General features: G+C 46.1%; 18 protein-coding genes. 6 read left to right on the top strand and 12 right to left on the bottom strand.

The genetic code is table 11. The annotated features are described in order from the left end of the window. Nucleotides 1–62: 62 nt before the first annotated feature. Nucleotides 63–1886 (top strand): DUF885 domain-containing protein, encoded by a 1824-nt coding sequence (locus IL_RS12390; protein WP_050731334.1) that lies wholly within the window; start codon nt 63–65, stop codon nt 1884–1886. A 63-nt stretch (nt 1887–1949) separates the two neighbouring features. On the opposite strand, the gene IL_RS12385 is transcribed toward IL_RS12390, so the two are convergent. Both IL_RS12385 and IL_RS13680 read right to left on the bottom strand, forming a co-directional pair. Next, nucleotides 1950–2849 carry a sensor domain-containing diguanylate cyclase gene (locus tag IL_RS12385; protein ID WP_011235640.1) on the bottom strand — a complete coding sequence of 300 codons (900 nt, stop codon included), beginning with the start codon at nt 2847–2849 and terminating at the stop codon, nt 1950–1952. Between the two features lie 260 nt (nt 2850–3109). Beyond that, nucleotides 3110–3253 (bottom strand): DUF2256 domain-containing protein, encoded by a 144-nt coding sequence (locus IL_RS13680; RefSeq protein ID WP_011235639.1) that lies wholly within the window; start codon nt 3251–3253, stop codon nt 3110–3112. A 143-nt stretch (nt 3254–3396) separates the two neighbouring features. Here IL_RS13680 and IL_RS12380 point away from each other — a divergent pair, with 143 nt between their 5' ends. Further along, complete coding sequence (locus tag IL_RS12380; protein ID WP_011235638.1) at nt 3397–3867, top strand: hypothetical protein; 471 nt, start codon at nt 3397–3399, stop codon at nt 3865–3867. 21 nt (nt 3868–3888) lie between these two features. Here the strand turns inward: IL_RS12380 and IL_RS12375 are convergent, their stop codons facing one another. Beyond that, on the bottom strand, nt 3889–4167 hold the full coding sequence (locus IL_RS12375) for a peptidylprolyl isomerase (protein ID WP_011235637.1): 279 nt from the start codon (nt 4165–4167) through the stop codon (nt 3889–3891). A gap of 26 nt (nt 4168–4193) precedes the next feature. After that, complete coding sequence (locus tag IL_RS12370; RefSeq protein WP_011235636.1) at nt 4194–4628, bottom strand: nuclear transport factor 2 family protein; 435 nt, start codon at nt 4626–4628, stop codon at nt 4194–4196. An 86-nt stretch (nt 4629–4714) separates the two neighbouring features. Between IL_RS12370 and IL_RS12365 the strand changes: the two genes are divergently transcribed. Then, the gene (locus IL_RS12365) at nt 4715–5137 is read left to right on the top strand and encodes a secondary thiamine-phosphate synthase enzyme YjbQ (protein WP_016341405.1); all 423 of its coding nucleotides are present in this window, start codon (nt 4715–4717) and stop codon (nt 5135–5137) included. A 135-nt stretch (nt 5138–5272) separates the two neighbouring features. Here IL_RS12365 and IL_RS12360 read toward each other — a convergent pair whose 3' ends face one another. Further along, nucleotides 5273–6451, bottom strand: coding sequence for an MFS transporter (locus tag IL_RS12360; protein WP_011235634.1), 1179 nt, complete (start codon nt 6449–6451; stop codon nt 5273–5275). 115 nt (nt 6452–6566) lie between these two features. On the opposite strand from IL_RS12360, the gene IL_RS12355 reads away from it, so the two are divergent. Both IL_RS12355 and IL_RS12350 read left to right on the top strand, forming a co-directional pair. Continuing rightward, nucleotides 6567–7031, top strand: a complete 465-nt coding sequence (locus IL_RS12355) for a GNAT family N-acetyltransferase (RefSeq protein ID WP_227016380.1) — start codon at nt 6567–6569, stop codon at nt 7029–7031. A gap of 77 nt (nt 7032–7108) precedes the next feature. Further along, nucleotides 7109–8005, top strand: a complete 897-nt coding sequence (locus IL_RS12350; RefSeq protein WP_011235632.1) for a TIGR00730 family Rossman fold protein — start codon at nt 7109–7111, stop codon at nt 8003–8005. Here the strand turns inward: IL_RS12350 and IL_RS12345 are convergent. From IL_RS12345 to pgsB, 6 genes are all read right to left on the bottom strand, one after another. Beyond that, nucleotides 7988–9103, bottom strand: coding sequence for an ABC transporter permease (locus tag IL_RS12345; RefSeq protein ID WP_011235631.1), 1116 nt, complete (start codon nt 9101–9103; stop codon nt 7988–7990). The genes IL_RS12350 and IL_RS12345 overlap by 18 nt on opposite strands. Then, nucleotides 9104–11833 (bottom strand): ribosome-associated ATPase/putative transporter RbbA, encoded by a 2730-nt coding sequence (gene rbbA, locus IL_RS12340; protein ID WP_011235630.1) that lies wholly within the window; start codon nt 11831–11833, stop codon nt 9104–9106. Then, a complete protein-coding gene (locus tag IL_RS12335; protein WP_011235629.1) occupies nt 11833–12888 on the bottom strand; it encodes an HlyD family secretion protein in 1056 nt (351 codons plus the stop codon). The genes rbbA and IL_RS12335 overlap by 1 nt, the downstream gene beginning before the upstream one ends. A 111-nt stretch (nt 12889–12999) precedes the next feature. Next, nucleotides 13000–14151 (bottom strand): poly-gamma-glutamate system protein, encoded by a 1152-nt coding sequence (pgsW, locus tag IL_RS12330; protein ID WP_011235628.1) that lies wholly within the window; start codon nt 14149–14151, stop codon nt 13000–13002. Between the two features lie 14 nt (nt 14152–14165). Then, nucleotides 14166–14741, bottom strand: coding sequence for a poly-gamma-glutamate biosynthesis protein PgsC (gene pgsC / locus IL_RS12325; RefSeq protein ID WP_011235627.1), 576 nt, complete (start codon nt 14739–14741; stop codon nt 14166–14168). Further along, entirely contained in the window at nt 14738–15943 is a 1206-nt protein-coding gene (gene pgsB, locus IL_RS12320; RefSeq protein ID WP_011235626.1) for a poly-gamma-glutamate synthase PgsB, read from the bottom strand. The genes pgsC and pgsB overlap by 4 nt, the downstream gene beginning before the upstream one ends. 103 nt (nt 15944–16046) lie before the next feature. On the opposite strand from pgsB, the gene IL_RS12315 reads away from it, so the two are divergent. Next, nucleotides 16047–16541 (top strand): DUF4199 domain-containing protein, encoded by a 495-nt coding sequence (locus IL_RS12315; protein ID WP_011235625.1) that lies wholly within the window; start codon nt 16047–16049, stop codon nt 16539–16541. On the opposite strand, the gene IL_RS12310 is transcribed toward IL_RS12315, so the two are convergent. Next, a complete protein-coding gene (locus tag IL_RS12310) occupies nt 16538–17746 on the bottom strand; it encodes an ectonucleotide pyrophosphatase/phosphodiesterase (protein ID WP_011235624.1) in 1209 nt (402 codons plus the stop codon). The genes IL_RS12315 and IL_RS12310 overlap by 4 nt on opposite strands. Between the last annotated feature and the right edge of the window lie 15 nt (nt 17747–17761).

Here is a 17761-nt window from a genome sequence, read left to right as displayed (position 1 = left end):
CTGAAAGGAGAGAACACGTGTTTGAATATAAAAAGATAGCGCTGGCGGTCTCGCTAGTGTTAATGACAACAGCCTGCTCTGACGCTTCCAAAGAAGAAGCGACGACGGCAACTGTGGAGTCGAAAACTGCGACGACTGAAAACACTACCCAAAATGCGGAGCAAACCGAATCGGAAAAGGCGAATAAGCTGTTTGAAGACATTTTCATGGAAAATGTTATGCGCAGCCCTATGTATCAGTCTTACCTTGGTATTAAAGATGATCAGGATAAATGGGACGATATTTCTGAAGAGCGCGCAAAAGAAGATTTAGAGTTTCAGAAAGCACAGCTGGAACGGGTAATGGCTATTGATGAATCTAAGCTTAACGAGCAGACTAAAATTAGCTGGACGCTAATGAAGCAGAAGCTGGAAAACGACATTGCTGACTTTAAATGGCGTCACTATAACTACCCGGTTAACCAAATGTTCGGTATGCACTCCAGCGTAGCATCGTTGCTAATTAATCAGCACGGTATTAGCGAAGTGGATGATGCAGAAGACTATATTGCGCGTCTTAATGGCCTGCCGGAATTATTTGAGCAGTTGGCAGAGAACCTGGAGCTGCGGGCTGAGAAAGGCATTATCGCACCTAAGTTCGTTTACCCTTATGTCATTAGCGACAGTGAAAATATCATTACCGGTGCGCCGTTTGATGATGGTGAACCCAGCGCGTTATGGGCAGACTTTTCTAAGAAAATAGACGGCTTAGATATTGATGACAGTCAGCGCGATGAGCTTTTAGATTCGGCGAAAAAAGCGATGCTGGAATCAGTAAAACCGGCCTATGAAAGCTTGATCACCTCAGTAGAGGGCATTGCTGAGCAAGCGGATACTAAAGACGGCGCCTGGAAATTTCCTGATGGCGAAGCTTTTTACAATAACGCATTAAAACGCACCACCACGACCGACCTGACTGCCGATGAAATTCATCAAATTGGTCTGGACGAAGTAGAGCGTATTCACGAAGAAATGCGCGGCATTATGAAAGAAGTTGGCTTTGACGGCACGCTTCAGGAGTTCTTTGTACATATGCGCAACAGTGACGACTTTACTTATTCGAGTACGGAAGAAGGTCGTCAACGTTATCTGGATGAAGCCACTGCGGTTATTGATGACATGCGTGGACGCCTTGATGAATTGTTTCTTAATAAACCAAAAGCTGAGTTAACGGTAAAAGCGGTAGAGCCTTTCCGCGAGAAGTCTGCAGGTAAAGCATTCTATCAGCAGCCGTCAATGGACGGTTCACGTCCGGGAATCTATTACGCCAACCTGTACGATATGTCATCTATGCCGACGTATCAGATGGAAGCTTTGGCTTATCATGAGGGTATTCCGGGCCACCATATGCAAATTGCAATGGCGCAGGAGCTAGAAGGTATTCCGAGTTTCAGAAAGTATGGCCGTTACACGGCTTATACAGAAGGCTGGGGGCTATATACCGAAAAACTTCCAAAAGAGATTGGCCTTTATGAAGACCCTTACTCTGACTTTGGTCGTTTAGCTATGGAGCTTTGGCGTGCAGTGCGTTTGGTTGTTGATACCGGTATCCATGACAAAAAATGGACTCGTGAAGAGGGTATCGATTTCTACGTGAACAATACGCCGAACGCGAAAGCCGATGCCGTGAAAATGGTTGAGCGTCATATTGTTATGCCAGGCCAGGCAACAGCCTATAAAATTGGTATGAACAAAATTCTTGAATTGCGCGAAAAAGCTAAATCAGAGCTTGGTGATGCGTTTGATATTCGTGAATTCCATGACGTTGTGCTGGGTAGTGGTCCGGTACCACTTAATGTACTTGAGCAATTCGTTAACGACTATATTAGCGAAACGAAAAGTTCTTAAATCTTTTCCCTAAATACAGCGCATCACCGCACTAACTCTGCGGTGATGCGCTGCTTTCATTGGCTATTCACTTAGTCGATTCCCACCGCCGCGCTTGGCCTGATACATAGCTTGATCTGCCCGGTTTATTAGAGCGTCTACGGTGTCTCCGTGTTTAGGCCACAGAGCCATTCCTATACTGGCGGTAACAACCTCTTCTCCATGCGGCAGTATTAATGGTGCCTGCATTGCCTGACGAATTTTCTCAGCAACGGTTCGCACTATATCGACTCCTTCATCTGTTGTCGGAACCGCATCAATAAGTACCACAAACTCATCGCCACCTAAGCGCGCTACCGTGTCGGTTGCACGAACTGAAGCTGCAATCCGTTCAGCAACTCCCTTCAGTAACTGGTCTCCGGTTGCGTGCCCATAGGCGTCATTGATAACTTTGAATTTATCGAGATCTAAATACAACAGACCCAGGCCGCCGCCATCGCGTTCTGCTCGTGTTTGTGATGTACGAACCCGGTCATAAAATAGTGCGCGGTTGGGGAGCTGGGTTAATGGATCGGTCAGTGCCATATGCTCTAAGCGCGCTATTAAAGCTTCACGTTCTGCTTCAAGTTGCTTTTGCTCAGATACATCCCGGGCAACGCCAACCCGCATCTGGTCTCGTTCAGACCAGCGCGCGGACCATAGCAAATGCACTATTGAGCCGTCTTTACGTATGTATCGGTTCTCGAACTGAACAACCTCGTTACCTGAGTTGACTTGTTGAGCGATAGCCATGGTTGCCTGATGGTCATCGGGGTGCATAAAGTCAAACATTGAACGACCAATCATTTCTTCAGGGGTATAGCCAAAAACACGGGCTGCACCCGGGCTCAAATAACTGAACTGGTGCTGCTTATTAACAACGCAAATCGCATCTAATAGCAAATCCATGTATTCGGCAAGATCGGCGAACGCGGCTTTATTCATTGAAAATATAAGACCCGGCTGGTGTAAATAGGAATATGGACATGGTTACGCTTAAGCAAAACCATTGTCCACTGTTTTAAGCAGGTTTTCTCCTGTGCGATTTAGTACGTAATTTTATGTTCGTAGGTTCAGTATACACATTCCAATCTTTACAAAACCACGCTAGCATAGAAGAAAAGCGGCTAAAGAATTTTATGAAATATTGGCGAAAATACCACCCGACTATTGGCGCTGATGACCCTCGGTATCATCAGGTGTGGCTAGTTTTGACGACCTTGTCTTCGACAGCGCTCAGAGCAGTATTTAACGTCACCCCAGCAGTCCTTCCATTTTTTACGCCAAATAAACGGACGCTGGCAAACAGAACATAGCTTACTGGGCAGGTGCGGTTTTTGGTGCGCCAATTGAAAGCTCCTCTTTTAATAAAGCATGAACAGCGTTTATTCCAACTGCATTCTACGGCTCCTTAAAGATATTGAAAGAGTTGAGTGAAATCTCCACTTCTGTGCTATTGATTAAGGATGGAATTAAAAACGAGAGTCGTATTATGAAACACAACATTTCTTATGGTTTAGTTTTTGGTCTGGCGTTGTTAATGGCGGGCTGTGCGTCACCGTCTTCTTCCGTGCTTATTGGTGATGCCCGTCCGGAAATTCCGGTTGAGCAGGTAAAAGTCTATTTAGAAAAGCCAGATAACTATGAGGAAATTGCCTTAATTGAAGCAACCAGCGACTCCTCATGGAGCTTTGGTGAGCAGGCGAAAATGGATGCTGTATTAAAGCGCCTGAAACAGGAAGCGGCAAAAGTTGGGGCGAATGGAATTTTGCTTCAAAAAACGGGTGAAAAAGAAGGTAACTCTGTTTATGTCGGCACCGGTGCCGGGAAATACTCTGGTAACTTGGGCTTAGGAGTGAGTGTGGGTAAGGCTTTTGGGTTGACTGATAAAACCGGAGAAGGCATTGCTATTTATGTAAAATCTGAAAACGAGAAAGGCGTTGAGCCGGAACAAAATAATTAAGTCCGGCACCGCCCCGGCTAGCTAGCTGCGAGACAACGTCTTAATTAAGTGCCAGCCAAATTGGGTTTTGACCGGGCCATGCACTTCAAGAGTGGGCTTGCCGAACACTACTTTGTCAAAAGCAGGAACCATTTGTCCGCGGCTAAACTCGCCTAAGTCACCACCTTTTTTGCCCGAGGGGCAAAGTGAATGCTTACGTGCAAGCTCGGCAAACTTAGCACCTTTGGTCAGTTGCTCTTTTAGTTTTTCGGCTTCATCTTTAGTCTCGACTAAAATATGTAATGCGTGTGCTCTTGCCATTTTTACCCCCGGCGTTTATGTCGGTTTTATTCAGGGACTTCAGTCGCGTTCCAGTTAACTGCCTGCCAGCGACCATCCAGCTCAATGAGAACGCCGGTATTGTAATAGTATTTTGTCACTTTTCCTTCTTCTTCGGCGGTTAGTGTGAAATTAAAAACCACCGTGTCACCGAATTGTTTTACTTCGATATCTTCGGCACCGTACCAAACTTCGACGTTTTCCGGTTCTTTGGTTTTTGAGCTTTTCACGCCGGACATAAGGTGCTCTTTATCGAAGCGATTACCGCTGGAGCTGGTATAAGTTAACTCATCTGCCCAGAAACGGTCGTGAGCTTGAGGGTCGTTAATGCTGGCGCCATAAAGAAAGCCCTCGACAGCTTTCGTTGTAGCCTCTTCTACGCTCTCTTGCGCTAAAGCCGCGCTGCTGAATAGCAAGGTAAAAACTATAATTAAGTATCGCATGGTTATTCTTCCTTTAAGTTATACTTTTATTTTCTGTATGCTGTCAGCATATGGCAAGCTTTCATAAGCGGCAAATAGGTTTACATATGCTTACTAAACAGACCGAAGTTCAGTTAAAGCCCAAAACACGAGGGTTTCACCTTATTACTCATGAAGTTGAGCAAGCTTTATCGCAACTCGGCGTGGTTAAAGTGGGGCTATTACACGTATTTATAAAGCACACATCAGCGTCCCTGACCATCAACGAAAACGCTGATCCAACAGTGCGGCAGGATTTTGAAAGCCACTTTAATGAAATGATACCGGAGAATGCGCCCTATTACCGGCATACATTTGAAGGTTCTGACGACATGCCCGCGCATTTAAAGTCCAGTATTCTGGGAAGTAGCGTGACGGTTCCGGTTACCGAAGGTGGTCTGAATATGGGAACATGGCAAGGTATATACCTATGTGAACATAGAGATCATGGTGGCGCCCGTACTTTAGTTTTGACATTGCAGGGTGAGTGAGGGGTAGCGAGTACTCACTTAGCCAAACCTGGCAATAAGAAAAATAAGAGCTAAAGCAGCAATTACCCCGACAATGGTGAAAATGCCGTGTTTGTAGATACGCTGGTCTTTCCGTTCTGTCGTCATGCTTTTTCTCTATGCTGATAATTTACGCATTGCCCATAAACCAATAACGGGGCCGGGCAGTAAAAGCCAGGTTACCCATTCATTATGTATAGACCACAAATTGCTGGTTAGCCATATTGCCGGTAGTGTTAAAGAAAAGCCAATGGCATTCATTATAGCCAGTGCCGAACCAATATTCTCCTTTGGCGCAAACTGGGCGGCTAGTGCCGAAAATTGTGGGGAGTCGGCGATAACAGTCAGTCCCCACAGTAGTAATAAAGCGAAAATAAACCCTGCCGGAAGCTCTGTCATTAAAGGGTATAGTAAGCAAATAGCACCGGAACTGAATAAAGCCAGTCGGGCAACGCGTAAACCGCCTATTTTTTTACTCATGATACCGCCGCCAATGCAGCCCAGGCTACCAATAGCAATAATGCTAAAGGCCAGCCATGGCACTGTGCCTAACGGCACGTTGAGAGTCGCTAATGGGTGCAATACCAACAATGGTGTCAGCATCCAAAAGGCGTAGAGTTCCCAGGCATGACCAAAGTAGCCTATTGCTATGGCACGAAACTTAGGTTGGGTTAATGCGCGTAATCCGGAACGTAACGTTTGGGGTGTCGCTACGCTAGGTAAATGAGGCCCACTACCAAGCCAGCCCACTAATAAACCGCCAAGCAATGCCAGTATTGACGAAGTTAAAAGAGGAATTTCCCAGGAAAAGTCCAGAGTAATGCCACGCATAAGATGTGGTAGCGCTGTTCCGAGCGTTAGCATGGCTAATAACCAGGAAAGGGCACTGCCAGCGTAGCGTGGAACCCAGGATATCACCAGTTTCATTCCCATTGGGTAAATTCCTGCCAGGCAAAGTCCGGTTAAGAAACGTAATAGCCAGCCGAGAGTTGAGTGATCAATTGCAACAATAAATAGGGCATTAACCAGGGCACCGGCAATGCTCGAGAGTAAAAATATCTGACTGGCTCGGTAACGATCAGCAAAACCGGTTAACGCCAGCGTTAGAGTTCCGATAATAAAGCCCAGCTGCACAGCCAGGGTATAAGCGCCTAAGTCTGCTTCGTTAAGGTGATGCTCTGCCGATAAAGGAAGCCAGACACCGTTAATGCTGAACCACAAGGACGTGCCCAGTAATTGAGAGAGAATAATCAAGGGTAAAGCGAGTTGCTGGTGCAGTTTGGTATTGCTTAGCATGGCGCCGTTAGTTGCATCTTTTAGGAGGTCATTTTTTATTTGCCTTACATTACCTTAGTTAGCGAACTAACGCGACGTTAGGTTTTCTTCTGTGCTAATTTAAGTTGGAAACCCATTGTTAAAACAAAGAGCGATGTTAAAGAAAGCTGAAATCAACGAGTTAAAAGAGGCGCTGACCTGGCCTGAGAATGCCGCCGAGTTCCGGCTGTGGTTTGGCGATAAAGTTCGGTATGGCAGTCCGGCTGAGGCCATCTGGCAACAGATTAAAGGTAACGAACGCGGGACTTTTGGGTTTTACCAGAATGAAGAGCTGGTTGGTTTTGCCCAGGCTTATGAAAAAGTCGAGAACGGTATTCACATAGCCTGCCTTATTGTTAACCCGAAAGTTAGAGGCAAAGGACTGGGCCGGTTGTTTGTAAAAGCCTTACTGGGAAATGCCTGGGCGCAGCAGCAAACGCGGTTTATTACGTTGAATGTATACCCCGAAAATACGCCGGCGCGGTCACTCTATAAAAGCCTTGGCTTCCACGAAGCCGGAGAGAATAGCGGTATGGTTGCTATGCGGCTGGAGAAAGAATAATTCAAAAGGCTTTGCCTTGTATTTAAGATAAACTAGCCGCTATTGATTGCCATTAAATTCATGTATACGGACTTCCCATGACAGAAAATGAATTACATCGACGCCGCTTAATTTCAGCAAAGCAGTCTGAAGAATCTATCGCAAAAATAGAAGGACAAAGTTCGTATAAGCTGGCATTTGCCGATCATGATTTTTTACTTCAGGACGATTTGCGTGCGGTACGTTTGCAACTGGAATATTTAAAGCCTCAGTTAACTCTGGAAAAGCATCAGATAGACGCAACCATTGTTGTCTTCGGTAGTGCTCGATTCTTATCCCCTGAACAGGCGCAACATGATGCTCGCATGGCCGAGCAGGCATTAGCAGAAGAACCGGGAAACGACAGCTTAAAGGGTAACTTAAAGCGTGCTCAGCGGGCATTAAAAAATAGCGCTTATTATCAGCAGGCAATGGAGTTTGCCCGTATAGCGACCGAACACAATCTCCGTCACAACGATGAAAACCTGATGATTGTCAGTGGCGGTGGCCCCGGCATCATGGAAGCTGCGAATCGGGGAGCGATGGAAGCCGGAGGTGAAAGTATTGGACTGAATATTGTACTGCCTCATGAGCAACGCCCAAACCCATACATAACCCCGGAATATTGCTTCCAATTTCATTATTTTGCCATTCGCAAAATGCACTTTCTGCAACGAGCCCGTGCGTTGGTTGCTTTTCCCGGCGGCTTTGGAACACTGGACGAGTTATTCGAAACTTTAACCTTGGTACAAACCAAAAAGTCTGAGCCAGTTCCTATTGTTTTGGTGGGCTCTGAATTTTGGCGTCGGGCAATCGATTTCGATTTGCTGGTAGAAGAAGGCACTATTGCAGAATACGACTTAGATTTGTTCCAGATTGTGGATAGTGCAGAAGACGCTTGGCAGGCTATTTGTCATTGTTATGACTTAAAAAATAGTTCACACCATATCCGCTAATCGCTCATGAAAGTGGCGCCAGGAAACCCAAAAGAATAAGGCTCCAATACCGCTTAGTGCAAGTAGCTGTGGCCAAACAATGCCTAACCCTGCACCACGGAATAAGATGCTTTGACCAAATTCGGTAAAGTGAGAGGTAGGAGCAAAGTACATCACAGCCTGAACTGCAGCCGGCATACTATCAAAAGGTGTCATGCCGCCGGAGAGTATCTGCATTGGCATAATAATGAGCAAAAACAGTAACCCGAACTGAGGCATAGAGCGGGCATAGGTTCCTAAGAAAATGCCAATAGACGTGGTGGCAAAAAGGTGCAGAGCGGTACCGAATAAAAACAGTGTTAAGGAACCGCTGGTAGGTATAGCAAGCGCCTGTTTAATTATCACAGTGAGTGAGAACGCAGAGGCAACTAATACCACTAAGGCCATAGCCCAAACCTTGCTGACCATAATTTGAAAAGGGCTGACCGGCATTACCATAAGGTGTTCAATGGTGCCGTGTTCCCGTTCTTTTATCAGGGCTGCACCGGTTAAAATAATCGACAACATGGTAATTTGGTTAATCAATTCCATAATGGCACTGAACCATCCGCTATCAAGCTCTGGGTTAAACTGCGCCCTTACGGCTATATCGACAGGTAACTGAGTGTCGGACTGCGTGAAGGAGCTGACTTCGCGATTAATAATAGATTGAATGTAACCGTTACCAGTAAAGGCTTGACTCATTCGAGTGGCGTCAACAATGAGCTGTAGCTGAGGCTGCTCACCGCTTAGCAAATCACGCTGCAGCCCTTCAGGAATATCAATAATAAAGGTGTAGCGCCCCTCGTCCATAAGCTCATCTGCTTCTTGAGCTGAAACCGCTTCCGGAGGCAAAAAATAAGGCATTAAGAAACTGTTGATCAGTTGGTTAGAAAGCTGGGAACGGTCATTGTCGATAACGGCTATTGGTGTTTTGTACAAAGTTTGTGGCGTGGCGGATGCCGCGGTATAAATAAATACGGTAAAAGCCAGCATAATAAACAGCAGTAACATAGGGTCACGCGACAAGCTAATGAGCTCTTTCACACCTAAATGAGCAATATTTTTAACTGATCGCATTTATTGCTCCTGTTTCCTGACTAAGCTAATACCAATGGCAATGAAGAGAATGGCTGCGATGCTGAGCCCGACTAACATGACCTGCAGCTCATTAAACGACAGAGCTTTCGAAAACACGCCTCGGCTGACAATCATATAGTAAGTTGTCGGATAAATTTCGCCGATAACCTTAGCAAAACCTTCCAGCGAAGTAACCGGTGTGATCATTCCTGAGAACTGCGATGCAGGCAGGATGGTGGCAAGTGCAGTACCAAAAAGCGCGGCAATTTGACTGTTAAGAAAAGCTGACATAATAAGTCCAAGTGCGGTTGCACACAGAACATAGAGAAAGGTCGCGAGTGAGAAGGCCAGAAAACTTCCGGTGAGTTCTACGTTAAAAATAAACAACGCCTGAGCAACCAATATTAAGAAGTTCGCCATTGCGAGAACGACATAGGGGAGTTGCTTACCAATAAAAAACTCACTTTTGCGAGTTGGGGTAACATAAAAGTTCGTAATAGAGCCCAGTTCTTTCTCTCTCACTACCGACAGTGACGTCAATATCGATGGGAAAAGCATTAACAACAGTGGAATGACAGCAGGCACCATGGCTGGCAAGCTTTTAACGTCGGGGTTATAGCGGTATCTCGACGCTATATCGACCGTCGCTGGCTTTGTTGACTGGCTACTTAATTGTTGTTGCTGTTTTTGTAACCAGTCAATATGCATGCCCTGAATGTAACCTTGCGCGGTCTCTGCGCGCATTGGCATCGCACCGTCAATCCACGCTCCTATACTGACGTTTTCTCCACGCTGCATATCACGAGCAAAGCCGCTGGGTATTTCTATAGCTAAGCTGATTTCTCCGGCTTTTAAGGCATCGTCAACTTGTTCATAGCTTGTCAGGGGTGTTTTTTCATTAAAATAACGAGAACCCGATAAGCTTAAAATATAGTCCCGGCTGGTGCTGGTCTGGTCACGGTCTAATACCGCGAAATCAATTTCATCAACGTCCATATTAATGCCGTAACCCAAAACAAACATCAGAATAACGCTACCGACTAAGGCCATCACTAAGCGAACTGGGTCGCGGATAAGCTCCAGGGTTTCGCGGTGACTGATGCTGAGCAGTCGCTTAATGCTGAAACCGTGACTGAGTTTCAGTTTTTCATTATGTTGCAGCTCTGGTGAGTCTTCCATCGACTGTTCAGCTCGCTGAGAGTCAGATGCCTCTTCTAAATAATTGACAAAGGCATCTTCCAGCGAATCACTATTACGGCTTTTAGTAATAGCTTCGGGGGTATCGGTTATTAGAACCTTCCCGGCATGCATTAAGGATATGCGATCACAGCGCTCAGCTTCGTTCATAAAGTGCGTTGAGATAAATATGGTGACACCATGATCGCGCGATAGTTTTAGCAGAATTTGCCAGAAGTTATCCCGCGCAACAGGGTCAACGCCCGAGGTTGGTTCATCCAGTATTAATATTTCTGGCTGGTGGATCATTGCAACCGCTAAAGATAATCTCTGCCGTTCCCCCACAGGAAGCTGGGTCGGTAATTGCCGAAACAGTCGCTGTAAATCGAATTGCTCAGCAACGACGTCTATTCTGTCTTCTATGCTGTTTTTAGGAATATCGAATAACTGGGCGTGTAATTTTAAGTTTTGGTAAACCGTTAATTCTCCATACAAGGAGAAGCTTTGAGCCATGTAGCCTACACGTTTTCGGGTTTCAAGAGGGTTATTCTCAATTGGCTGATCAAAGAGCCAGGCCTTACCCGCGCTTGCGGTAAGTAAACCAGTCAGCATTTTCATGGTAGTGGTTTTACCGCAACCGTTAGAGCCTAAGAAGCCAAAAATCTCGCCTTTTTTAATGCGAAAACTTGCTTTATCTACGGCGGTAAAGTCACCAAATTGCATGCTAAGATCCTGAGCTTCGATAGCAATCGATGTTTCTTTTATCGGGAGGCGCGCGGTATTATCAAAGCCTTGATTGGATCCCGCACCCAGCAATTTGATATAGGCTTTTTCAAGAGTCGATGTTGCCGTTTGCTGCAGTAATTCGTCTGGAGAGCCTGCGGCTAATAACTTCCCTGCACTCATAGTGGCGAGCCAGTCAAAGCCTTCGGCCTCATCCATATAAGCGGTAGCGACTAAAACGCTCATGTCAGGGTTCTGTTGACGAATATCAGTAATGAGTTGCCAGAATTGACGACGAGACAAAGGATCTACGCCAGTGGTAGGCTCATCAAGAATAAGTAGCTCGGGTTCGTGAATCAATGCACAGCAAAGCCCAAGCTTTTGCTTCATACCACCGGATAACTTGGCACTGGGGCGATCCCGAAACTCCCATAAGCGAGTGGCTTTTAGCAAGCGACTGACACGGCGCCGACGTTGTTTACCGTCAATGCCGAAAAGTTGTGCGAAAAAGCTGAGGTTCTCCTCAACCGATAAAGTCGGGTAAAGGTTTTTGCCGAGCCCCTGTGGCATGTAAGCCAAACGACGATACAAATGTTTGCGTTGACGCGACTGACTCAAGTCTTCACCAAGCACGTGTAATTGGCCTGTTTGTAGCGCGCGTGCCCCGGAAATCAATGAGAGTAAGGTGGACTTCCCTACTCCGTCGGGACCAATAAAACCGCAGAGCTTACCATGAGGAATAGTAAGCGATAATGATTCAAGCGCTTGTTGTTTCCCGTAGCAATAATTGATCTCGCTAAGTGTTACTACTGAGTCATTGTCTGTTGACATCAGTCAAGCTCCGATTGTAGCTCAATAGGCCAACTGTCCTGTCCATCAAGTTTGACATAAGCTACCCCGGGAAGCCCGGTTTTTACCCGTTCCAGATGTTGTTCTAGTAAATTTTTATCAATGCTGGCCCGGACCCGAAACATCAACTTTTCGCGTTCTTCCTGGGTCTCTACTGTTTTAGGTGTGAATTGAGCTACGTCTGAAATAAAGCTGACATTAGCCGGAATGCGGTAGTCCGGCAGGGCATCTAATACAATGCGGACTTCACTACCGACTGAAATCTTTCCAATAATCTGGGTTGGTAAGAAAAAAGTCATGTAAACATCGCTCAGATCGACCATATTAACTACTCGACCGCCACTCCCGATAACTTCGCCAGGTCTTGATACTATGTATTGAATGCGGCCATCACGGGGAGACAAAAGGGTACTATCATCAATTTGGATTTGGATACGTTCGATGGTTGCTTTGGCTGCTTCAGCAGCAGATTCGGCTTCTTCTCGCTGTGAGATGGCCGTGGTAATTGCCGCTTCAGTAGAAGCAATTTGAGATTTTGCTGCAGCTACCGCCGACTCTGCGCTAACAACAGCGGCTTTTGCATCATCAAGCTCCTGGGCCGACATAGAGCCTTGTTGGGACAAGCTCTGTACGCGTGCCAGACGCTTTTTGGCAAGGTCTAACTCAGATTCTCGTTGTTTTAATAAGGCCTGTGCGGCGTCTTTTTCAGCGCGCCGTTGGTTAACTTGGCTTTTGGCGGTATTGATGGCGTTTTGAGTCTGTTTAAACTGTGCCTGGGTTTGAAGCAGTTCAGCTTCCAGAGTGGTGGTATCAATTTTTGCCAGTTTGTCGCCGGTGAGCACGAACTGACCCTCTTCAACCCATACGTTGTCGAGGCGACCGGCAACTTTCGTGGCTACATTAATTTCGACGGCTTCTATTCGCCCATTGCCACTGGCAATGCCTTCATAGTTAGTCGACTCTTTGTTGATACTAAGATAAACGAAAAGGGCGATGCCAATAATGACCACCGCCCAGACAATATTCCTTTTGTTCATGCTCTCATCTCACTAATAAGCGCTAATATATTACTGTTAGTTTTAGCACTAAATTAGCCAGTATGTAAGCTAGCCTAAAAGAGGGAGTAACTCCCTCTTTGTTGGTATCTATTAAACCATCGGTTTCGTGCTCTTACCGCTTTCGCCGGTTCGGCGCCACAAGCTAGTGATGCGTGCAGAGCGGACGATAAGCCAGGTCATGGCGAATAAACCAAGGCCTAAACCAAGTGCTAACCAGCGGTTATAAACGGTTGCTGAATAGATACCGCCATTGCCAACGGGCACAACTTCTTGTGGCATTAACGGAAGGCCATGTCGTGTGGCCATATCTTTAATGCCACTAAAGTGAATACCCGGAATATCTTCTTGCAGGAAATAGCCCATCATGGTGTCGACAGCAAAAGCTCGTGAAGGAGCGTCCCTCTGAAGACCTGACTTGAACATATCATCAATACCAGGAGGGCCTACTATAGTTGCGCCACCACCAACATTTATGAAGGCTTTGTATTGACGGTCAGCTGAATATTCACGAAATATGGCAATACGGTCAGCGACGGCTTCCTGGTAGCTTGCAGGATCAATAAAATTGATACCGGCTCTTTCTATTGTATTTCGTATTGAGGTAATGCCTTCTTCGGGAATACCAATTCCCCGATCTTCAATACCTCCAATAGAAGCGTAAACGGGTTTTGAACTGAGTACGCCGGCTTCGCGGAGTTCTCGCTCCATATCAAGCCATAGAAAGTTGGGTACGTTTCCGCCCCACTGCGAGGATGATGCGGAAGCGATAATAATCGCTTCTGCTCCCATCGCTTCGATAGCTGAATAGACGGCCAGGTTCATTGCCGGAAAGGAGCCTGATACCGTAACTGCAACTAAATCTCCTTCCTGCACACCAGCATCTGCCATTAATTTGACCGCGACCGCTGCCCAATTAGGGTTAACCGTGGTTTGTTTGGATTCGCGACTACCATGGTTAGTGGTAACAATACTGTTTTCCAAACCAACCATGCCAGAGCGTTGGGGGTCGAACTCCGGGTTAATTGGAGCCAGTTTTGCGCGCAACGGTTTAAGAACCTGCATACCTTCACGCATTATTTTTGACGCATTAACCATGGTTGCGTAATTGTCATCAACGACGGGATCGCGTTGTTTTATATTTTCCGCAGAAACCATAACGATTACTGACAGTACGATAAGAAAAATAAGTCCCCAGGTTGGTACGCCCGACGAACGCCAATAAATCTTTGTAAAACTACTCATGATTCGTCCTCCTGTTACCAGCCTGGCATCTGAAATGCTTGGCTTGCTTCGTACATTTGTAATGATTCCGGCATAATGATGATAAGTGCCAAGCGGACCAGTACCGCAGTTACTGCGAGTCCGCATAAGGTCTGCAGTACGCCTTGCCGATCAAACCAAATAGCGATAAGCCCGGGAATAATGTAGCCGACGATGCTACTTTCCATAATCGACATCATAAAGCTAGATTCAAGAGTGGCAACTTGAGCCTGTGCATCACCACCGCCTGCTATCATTTGCAAATCTACCCAGTTAACAATGTTACCAAGGAATAAATCCATCAAGCCGGCAATGAGATAACCGGTAAGAATCATGATAATGGTTTGGCGACGCCCATAAATAATAGCGAAGCTGGCAATAACTCTGACAATTAGGTAGGTAATAAGCGCCGCAACAAGCGTGATAGCCAAGCTTAGAGGATCAGTCAGTTGCAATGCAACATAACCCGGAACAACCAAGCCGCCGGCGGCTAAACCTAATGTTTGTGTGAGTAACAAAGTAAAAAATAAACCGACACCAATGGCAACGGCAAGAATGTTTAATGCAATCATAAATCTTCCTCCTTGATTGCCCGGTTCTGGAAGAAACGAGCGACTTCTTCGCCACCTCCGTGAATGTTGCACATACCGACAACTAATGCGCTGCTGCCGGATTCTTCTAAAATAGTTTCGGTAATTTCGGTCATCTCAGCATTTTCCATAACAAGTAGCTTTTCGGGGTCAAGGCCGTATTTCACGGCATTACGGACGAAAATGAAGGTTCCTGAGCCCATTAACAGGTATTTATCTGCGGGACTCCATTTAACGATGTCTTCGGCCATTTGCTGAGAGCGGTGGGGGCGGTCAGCCCTGCAGTTGATCAAAACAATTTTACGTCGCTCTTCGCCATGTTTTTCCAGCATATTTTCCCAAATGCGTCCTGTAGACTCAGGGTCATTGGCTGCAAAGGCGTTGACGAATACAATTTCGCGCTTGAAGTAGTTAACGTGAAGAACCTGCATGGCACCCGCTTCCGGCTCTAATGCAACCATGCCATCCAGAGCTTTCTCCCGGTCAACACCAAGGTGCTGGCAGACATTCAGAGCTAAAGCAACATTTTCGGCGTGCTCTGCGTAACGGAAACGCTTCATGGTGTCATCGGTAATAGCGTTAACTTCGTCCTCGGTTACGCCATGCAGTTCACTTTTACGGTCGTTACATGAATGTTTAAACACATCCAGTAAGTCGCGTTCGGCGGTGAATAAGTCGCCTTTTAGTGGGGTGCTACCTGCCAGAGCTAAGGCGACATCGTTCTCACCGGGGCCCATAACATCTAAATGGTCGGCACGGGCATTGGTAATAACACCAACAGTTGAGCGAACCATTCGCAATTCACTCAAAGACTGATACTGAGGCTGCAGTGCCATACATTCCATAACCACAATTTCAGGCTTTAATGCTGCCATTCTTTTGAGTGTGCGCATTTGTTCAATAATATTTGCACCGCTTATTCGGTAAATAGGAAATTCGCGACCATCCGGGTCGGTAATAGCTGCTGCAGAACCAGTTGTTTTAGCACAAATGCGTTTACCACCACTGCGTAATCCTGCCGCAATTAACCGGGTAACGCTGGTTTTTCCCCGAGTACCATTTACATGGACTCGCACTGGAATTTTACGGACAAGTGCCCAATGGCGAACGGCCTCAAAAGCGCCGGCTATCACCAGAACAACCCACAGTGCAGCCACGATAGCGAGCATGCTGGGTATTTCCACGAGAATCCTCCTGAATTAATTCGTTTAAAACGGGACTATAATTACAGACTATCCCTTAATAGTGCTATTGTTTTTAGGGATCTTTACAAAAGGGTAATCCAGAATGCTTAAAACACGAACAACAGAAATAAAGTGGGGCGTTATTTTTATTATAGTCAGTATGTTGTGGGTATTAATAGCAAGGCTAGTTGGTCTTCATGACAATTACATTGCTTACCATTCAACTTACTCGAACTTCTTTGCACTTATTGCTATCGCCATTTATGTATTAGCACTTAGAGAAAAACGAGAAAAAGATCTTAACGGATCAATGACTTGGAAGCAGGGATTCATCAGTGGTCTGATTATAGCCATTGTGGTGGCGGTTTTAACGCCAATTAGCCAGTGGATAACACACGTTATTATTTCACCGAATTATTTTGAAAACGTTAGTAACTTTGCTGTTAATGAAGGTGGGATGGACGCTGAGCAAGCAGAAGTTTATTTTACTTTAGGTAGCTATATTATTCAGTCAATGCTTTTTGCCCTTGTTGTCGGCACCATCACGGCAGCAATAGTCGCGATATTTATGAAAACACCGCAACTTGACGATAATTAATTCGCTTTTAAGATTGGCCGGAGTACGTCAGCCCGGCCATCAATTTCGGTGAGCAGATCTAAATTGAGTAATTCTGCCAGCATTGGGTATATATGGATGTTCTCAAAACGCTCAATTTGCTGGCCACGATGAAAACCGGTTCCGGCTGCAACAAAAAAGCCGTCCATATCGCGGGTGCCGTAATACCCGTGAGTGCCGCCGTCTGACCACTGATCACGCGGCCGTGTAGCGAAGCTGGTAGGAGCATCCGTTGCTAAAACAATGGCAGGAACCCGTGGGCTATTCACGAAGTGCCGTTGAGCCAACGCTGCTTCCGATTCTGTATAAAAGGGGGCATCAGCCATTTGGTTCAAGCGTTGTCGGAGTGAGTCCACTTGCTTGTCCGAAGTCTCCTCATTTGCGTAAATAAGCAGTCGAGTTTGTGCATTTACAACGTTAAAAAGCTCTTCATCAATATTCAGCTCATTAACATCAATCATCTTGTTGGCCTTTATTGGCGCCATGCCGTGGTCAGAAACCAGAACCAGATTAACCGGCGCATCCACTTCCGTTTGCATTCGCTGCCATAACTCGCCAATAAGCTTATCAACGTGCTGAACTGCACCTTTCACTTGTTTAGCGTCCGGGCCAAACCGATGACCCATGGTGTCAACGACAGAAAAATAGCCAGTAACCAGTCTTGGACGCGCTTTCTCCGGTAACTTTAACCATTCAATAATTTGGTCTACTCGTTGGCTATTAGGAACCGGTGTACTGTAATGATAGAAGTAACTGGGCGTCCGGCCATTAATGCGGGCATCAGACTCAGGCCAGAAAAAGGTCGCCGCTTTTACGCCCTGAAATTCGGCAAGGTTCCATAGGGGTAAAGCGGTAATCCAGCTACTGTCCTCTAAGCCGTCGCCCATGCTGTACTTTTGCTGGCGTTCGGTATCGTAAAAATTATTATCCACCAGGCCGTGATTAGTGGGATAACGGCCGGTGATAATAGATAGATGATTTGGGAATGTCTTTGACGGATAAACAGGAATAAGCCCTTTACTGCGCACACCGCTTTTAGCTAATTCTGCAATGTTTTTGGCGTCATGTTTTTCAATATAGTCGTGACGAAAGCCATCAATTGAAATAAGCACCACAGTTTGTTCATTACTTTTCCCGAAAGTAAATGACGAAAAAAGAACAAGGCAGACAGCTAAAAGCGTTCTCATAGTAATTTCCGGTAT

The sequence above is a fragment of the Idiomarina loihiensis L2TR genome (genome assembly GCF_000008465.1).
Classification (GTDB): domain Bacteria; phylum Pseudomonadota; class Gammaproteobacteria; order Enterobacterales; family Alteromonadaceae; genus Idiomarina; species Idiomarina loihiensis.
This window is presented reverse-complemented; position numbering and strand designations above follow the sequence as displayed.

Bases quoted from the DNA above. Each gene is read 5' to 3' on its own strand.
- pgsC (WP_011235627.1), bottom strand. From the start codon at position 14,741: ATGATTGCATTAAACATTCTTGCCGTTGCCATTGGTGTCGGTTTATTT.
- IL_RS12390 (WP_050731334.1), top strand. From the start codon at position 63: ATGACAACAGCCTGCTCTGACGCTTCCAAAGAAGAAGCGACGACGGCA.
- IL_RS12335 (WP_011235629.1), bottom strand. From the start codon at position 12,888: ATGAACAAAAGGAATATTGTCTGGGCGGTGGTCATTATTGGCATCGCC.
- IL_RS12380 (WP_011235638.1), top strand. From the start codon at position 3,397: ATGAAACACAACATTTCTTATGGTTTAGTTTTTGGTCTGGCGTTGTTA.
- IL_RS12370 (WP_011235636.1), bottom strand. From the start codon at position 4,628: ATGCGATACTTAATTATAGTTTTTACCTTGCTATTCAGCAGCGCGGCT.
- IL_RS12310 (WP_011235624.1), bottom strand. From the start codon at position 17,746: ATGAGAACGCTTTTAGCTGTCTGCCTTGTTCTTTTTTCGTCATTTACT.
- rbbA (WP_011235630.1), bottom strand. From the start codon at position 11,833: ATGTCAACAGACAATGACTCAGTAGTAACACTTAGCGAGATCAATTAT.
- IL_RS12375 (WP_011235637.1), bottom strand. From the start codon at position 4,167: ATGGCAAGAGCACACGCATTACATATTTTAGTCGAGACTAAAGATGAA.
- IL_RS12365 (WP_016341405.1), top strand. From the start codon at position 4,715: ATGCTTACTAAACAGACCGAAGTTCAGTTAAAGCCCAAAACACGAGGG.
- IL_RS12360 (WP_011235634.1), bottom strand. From the start codon at position 6,451: ATGCTAAGCAATACCAAACTGCACCAGCAACTCGCTTTACCCTTGATT.
- IL_RS12345 (WP_011235631.1), bottom strand. From the start codon at position 9,103: ATGCGATCAGTTAAAAATATTGCTCATTTAGGTGTGAAAGAGCTCATT.
- IL_RS12315 (WP_011235625.1), top strand. From the start codon at position 16,047: ATGCTTAAAACACGAACAACAGAAATAAAGTGGGGCGTTATTTTTATT.
- IL_RS12350 (WP_011235632.1), top strand. From the start codon at position 7,109: ATGACAGAAAATGAATTACATCGACGCCGCTTAATTTCAGCAAAGCAG.
- IL_RS12385 (WP_011235640.1), bottom strand. From the start codon at position 2,849: ATGAATAAAGCCGCGTTCGCCGATCTTGCCGAATACATGGATTTGCTA.
- pgsW (WP_011235628.1), bottom strand. From the start codon at position 14,151: ATGAGTAGTTTTACAAAGATTTATTGGCGTTCGTCGGGCGTACCAACC.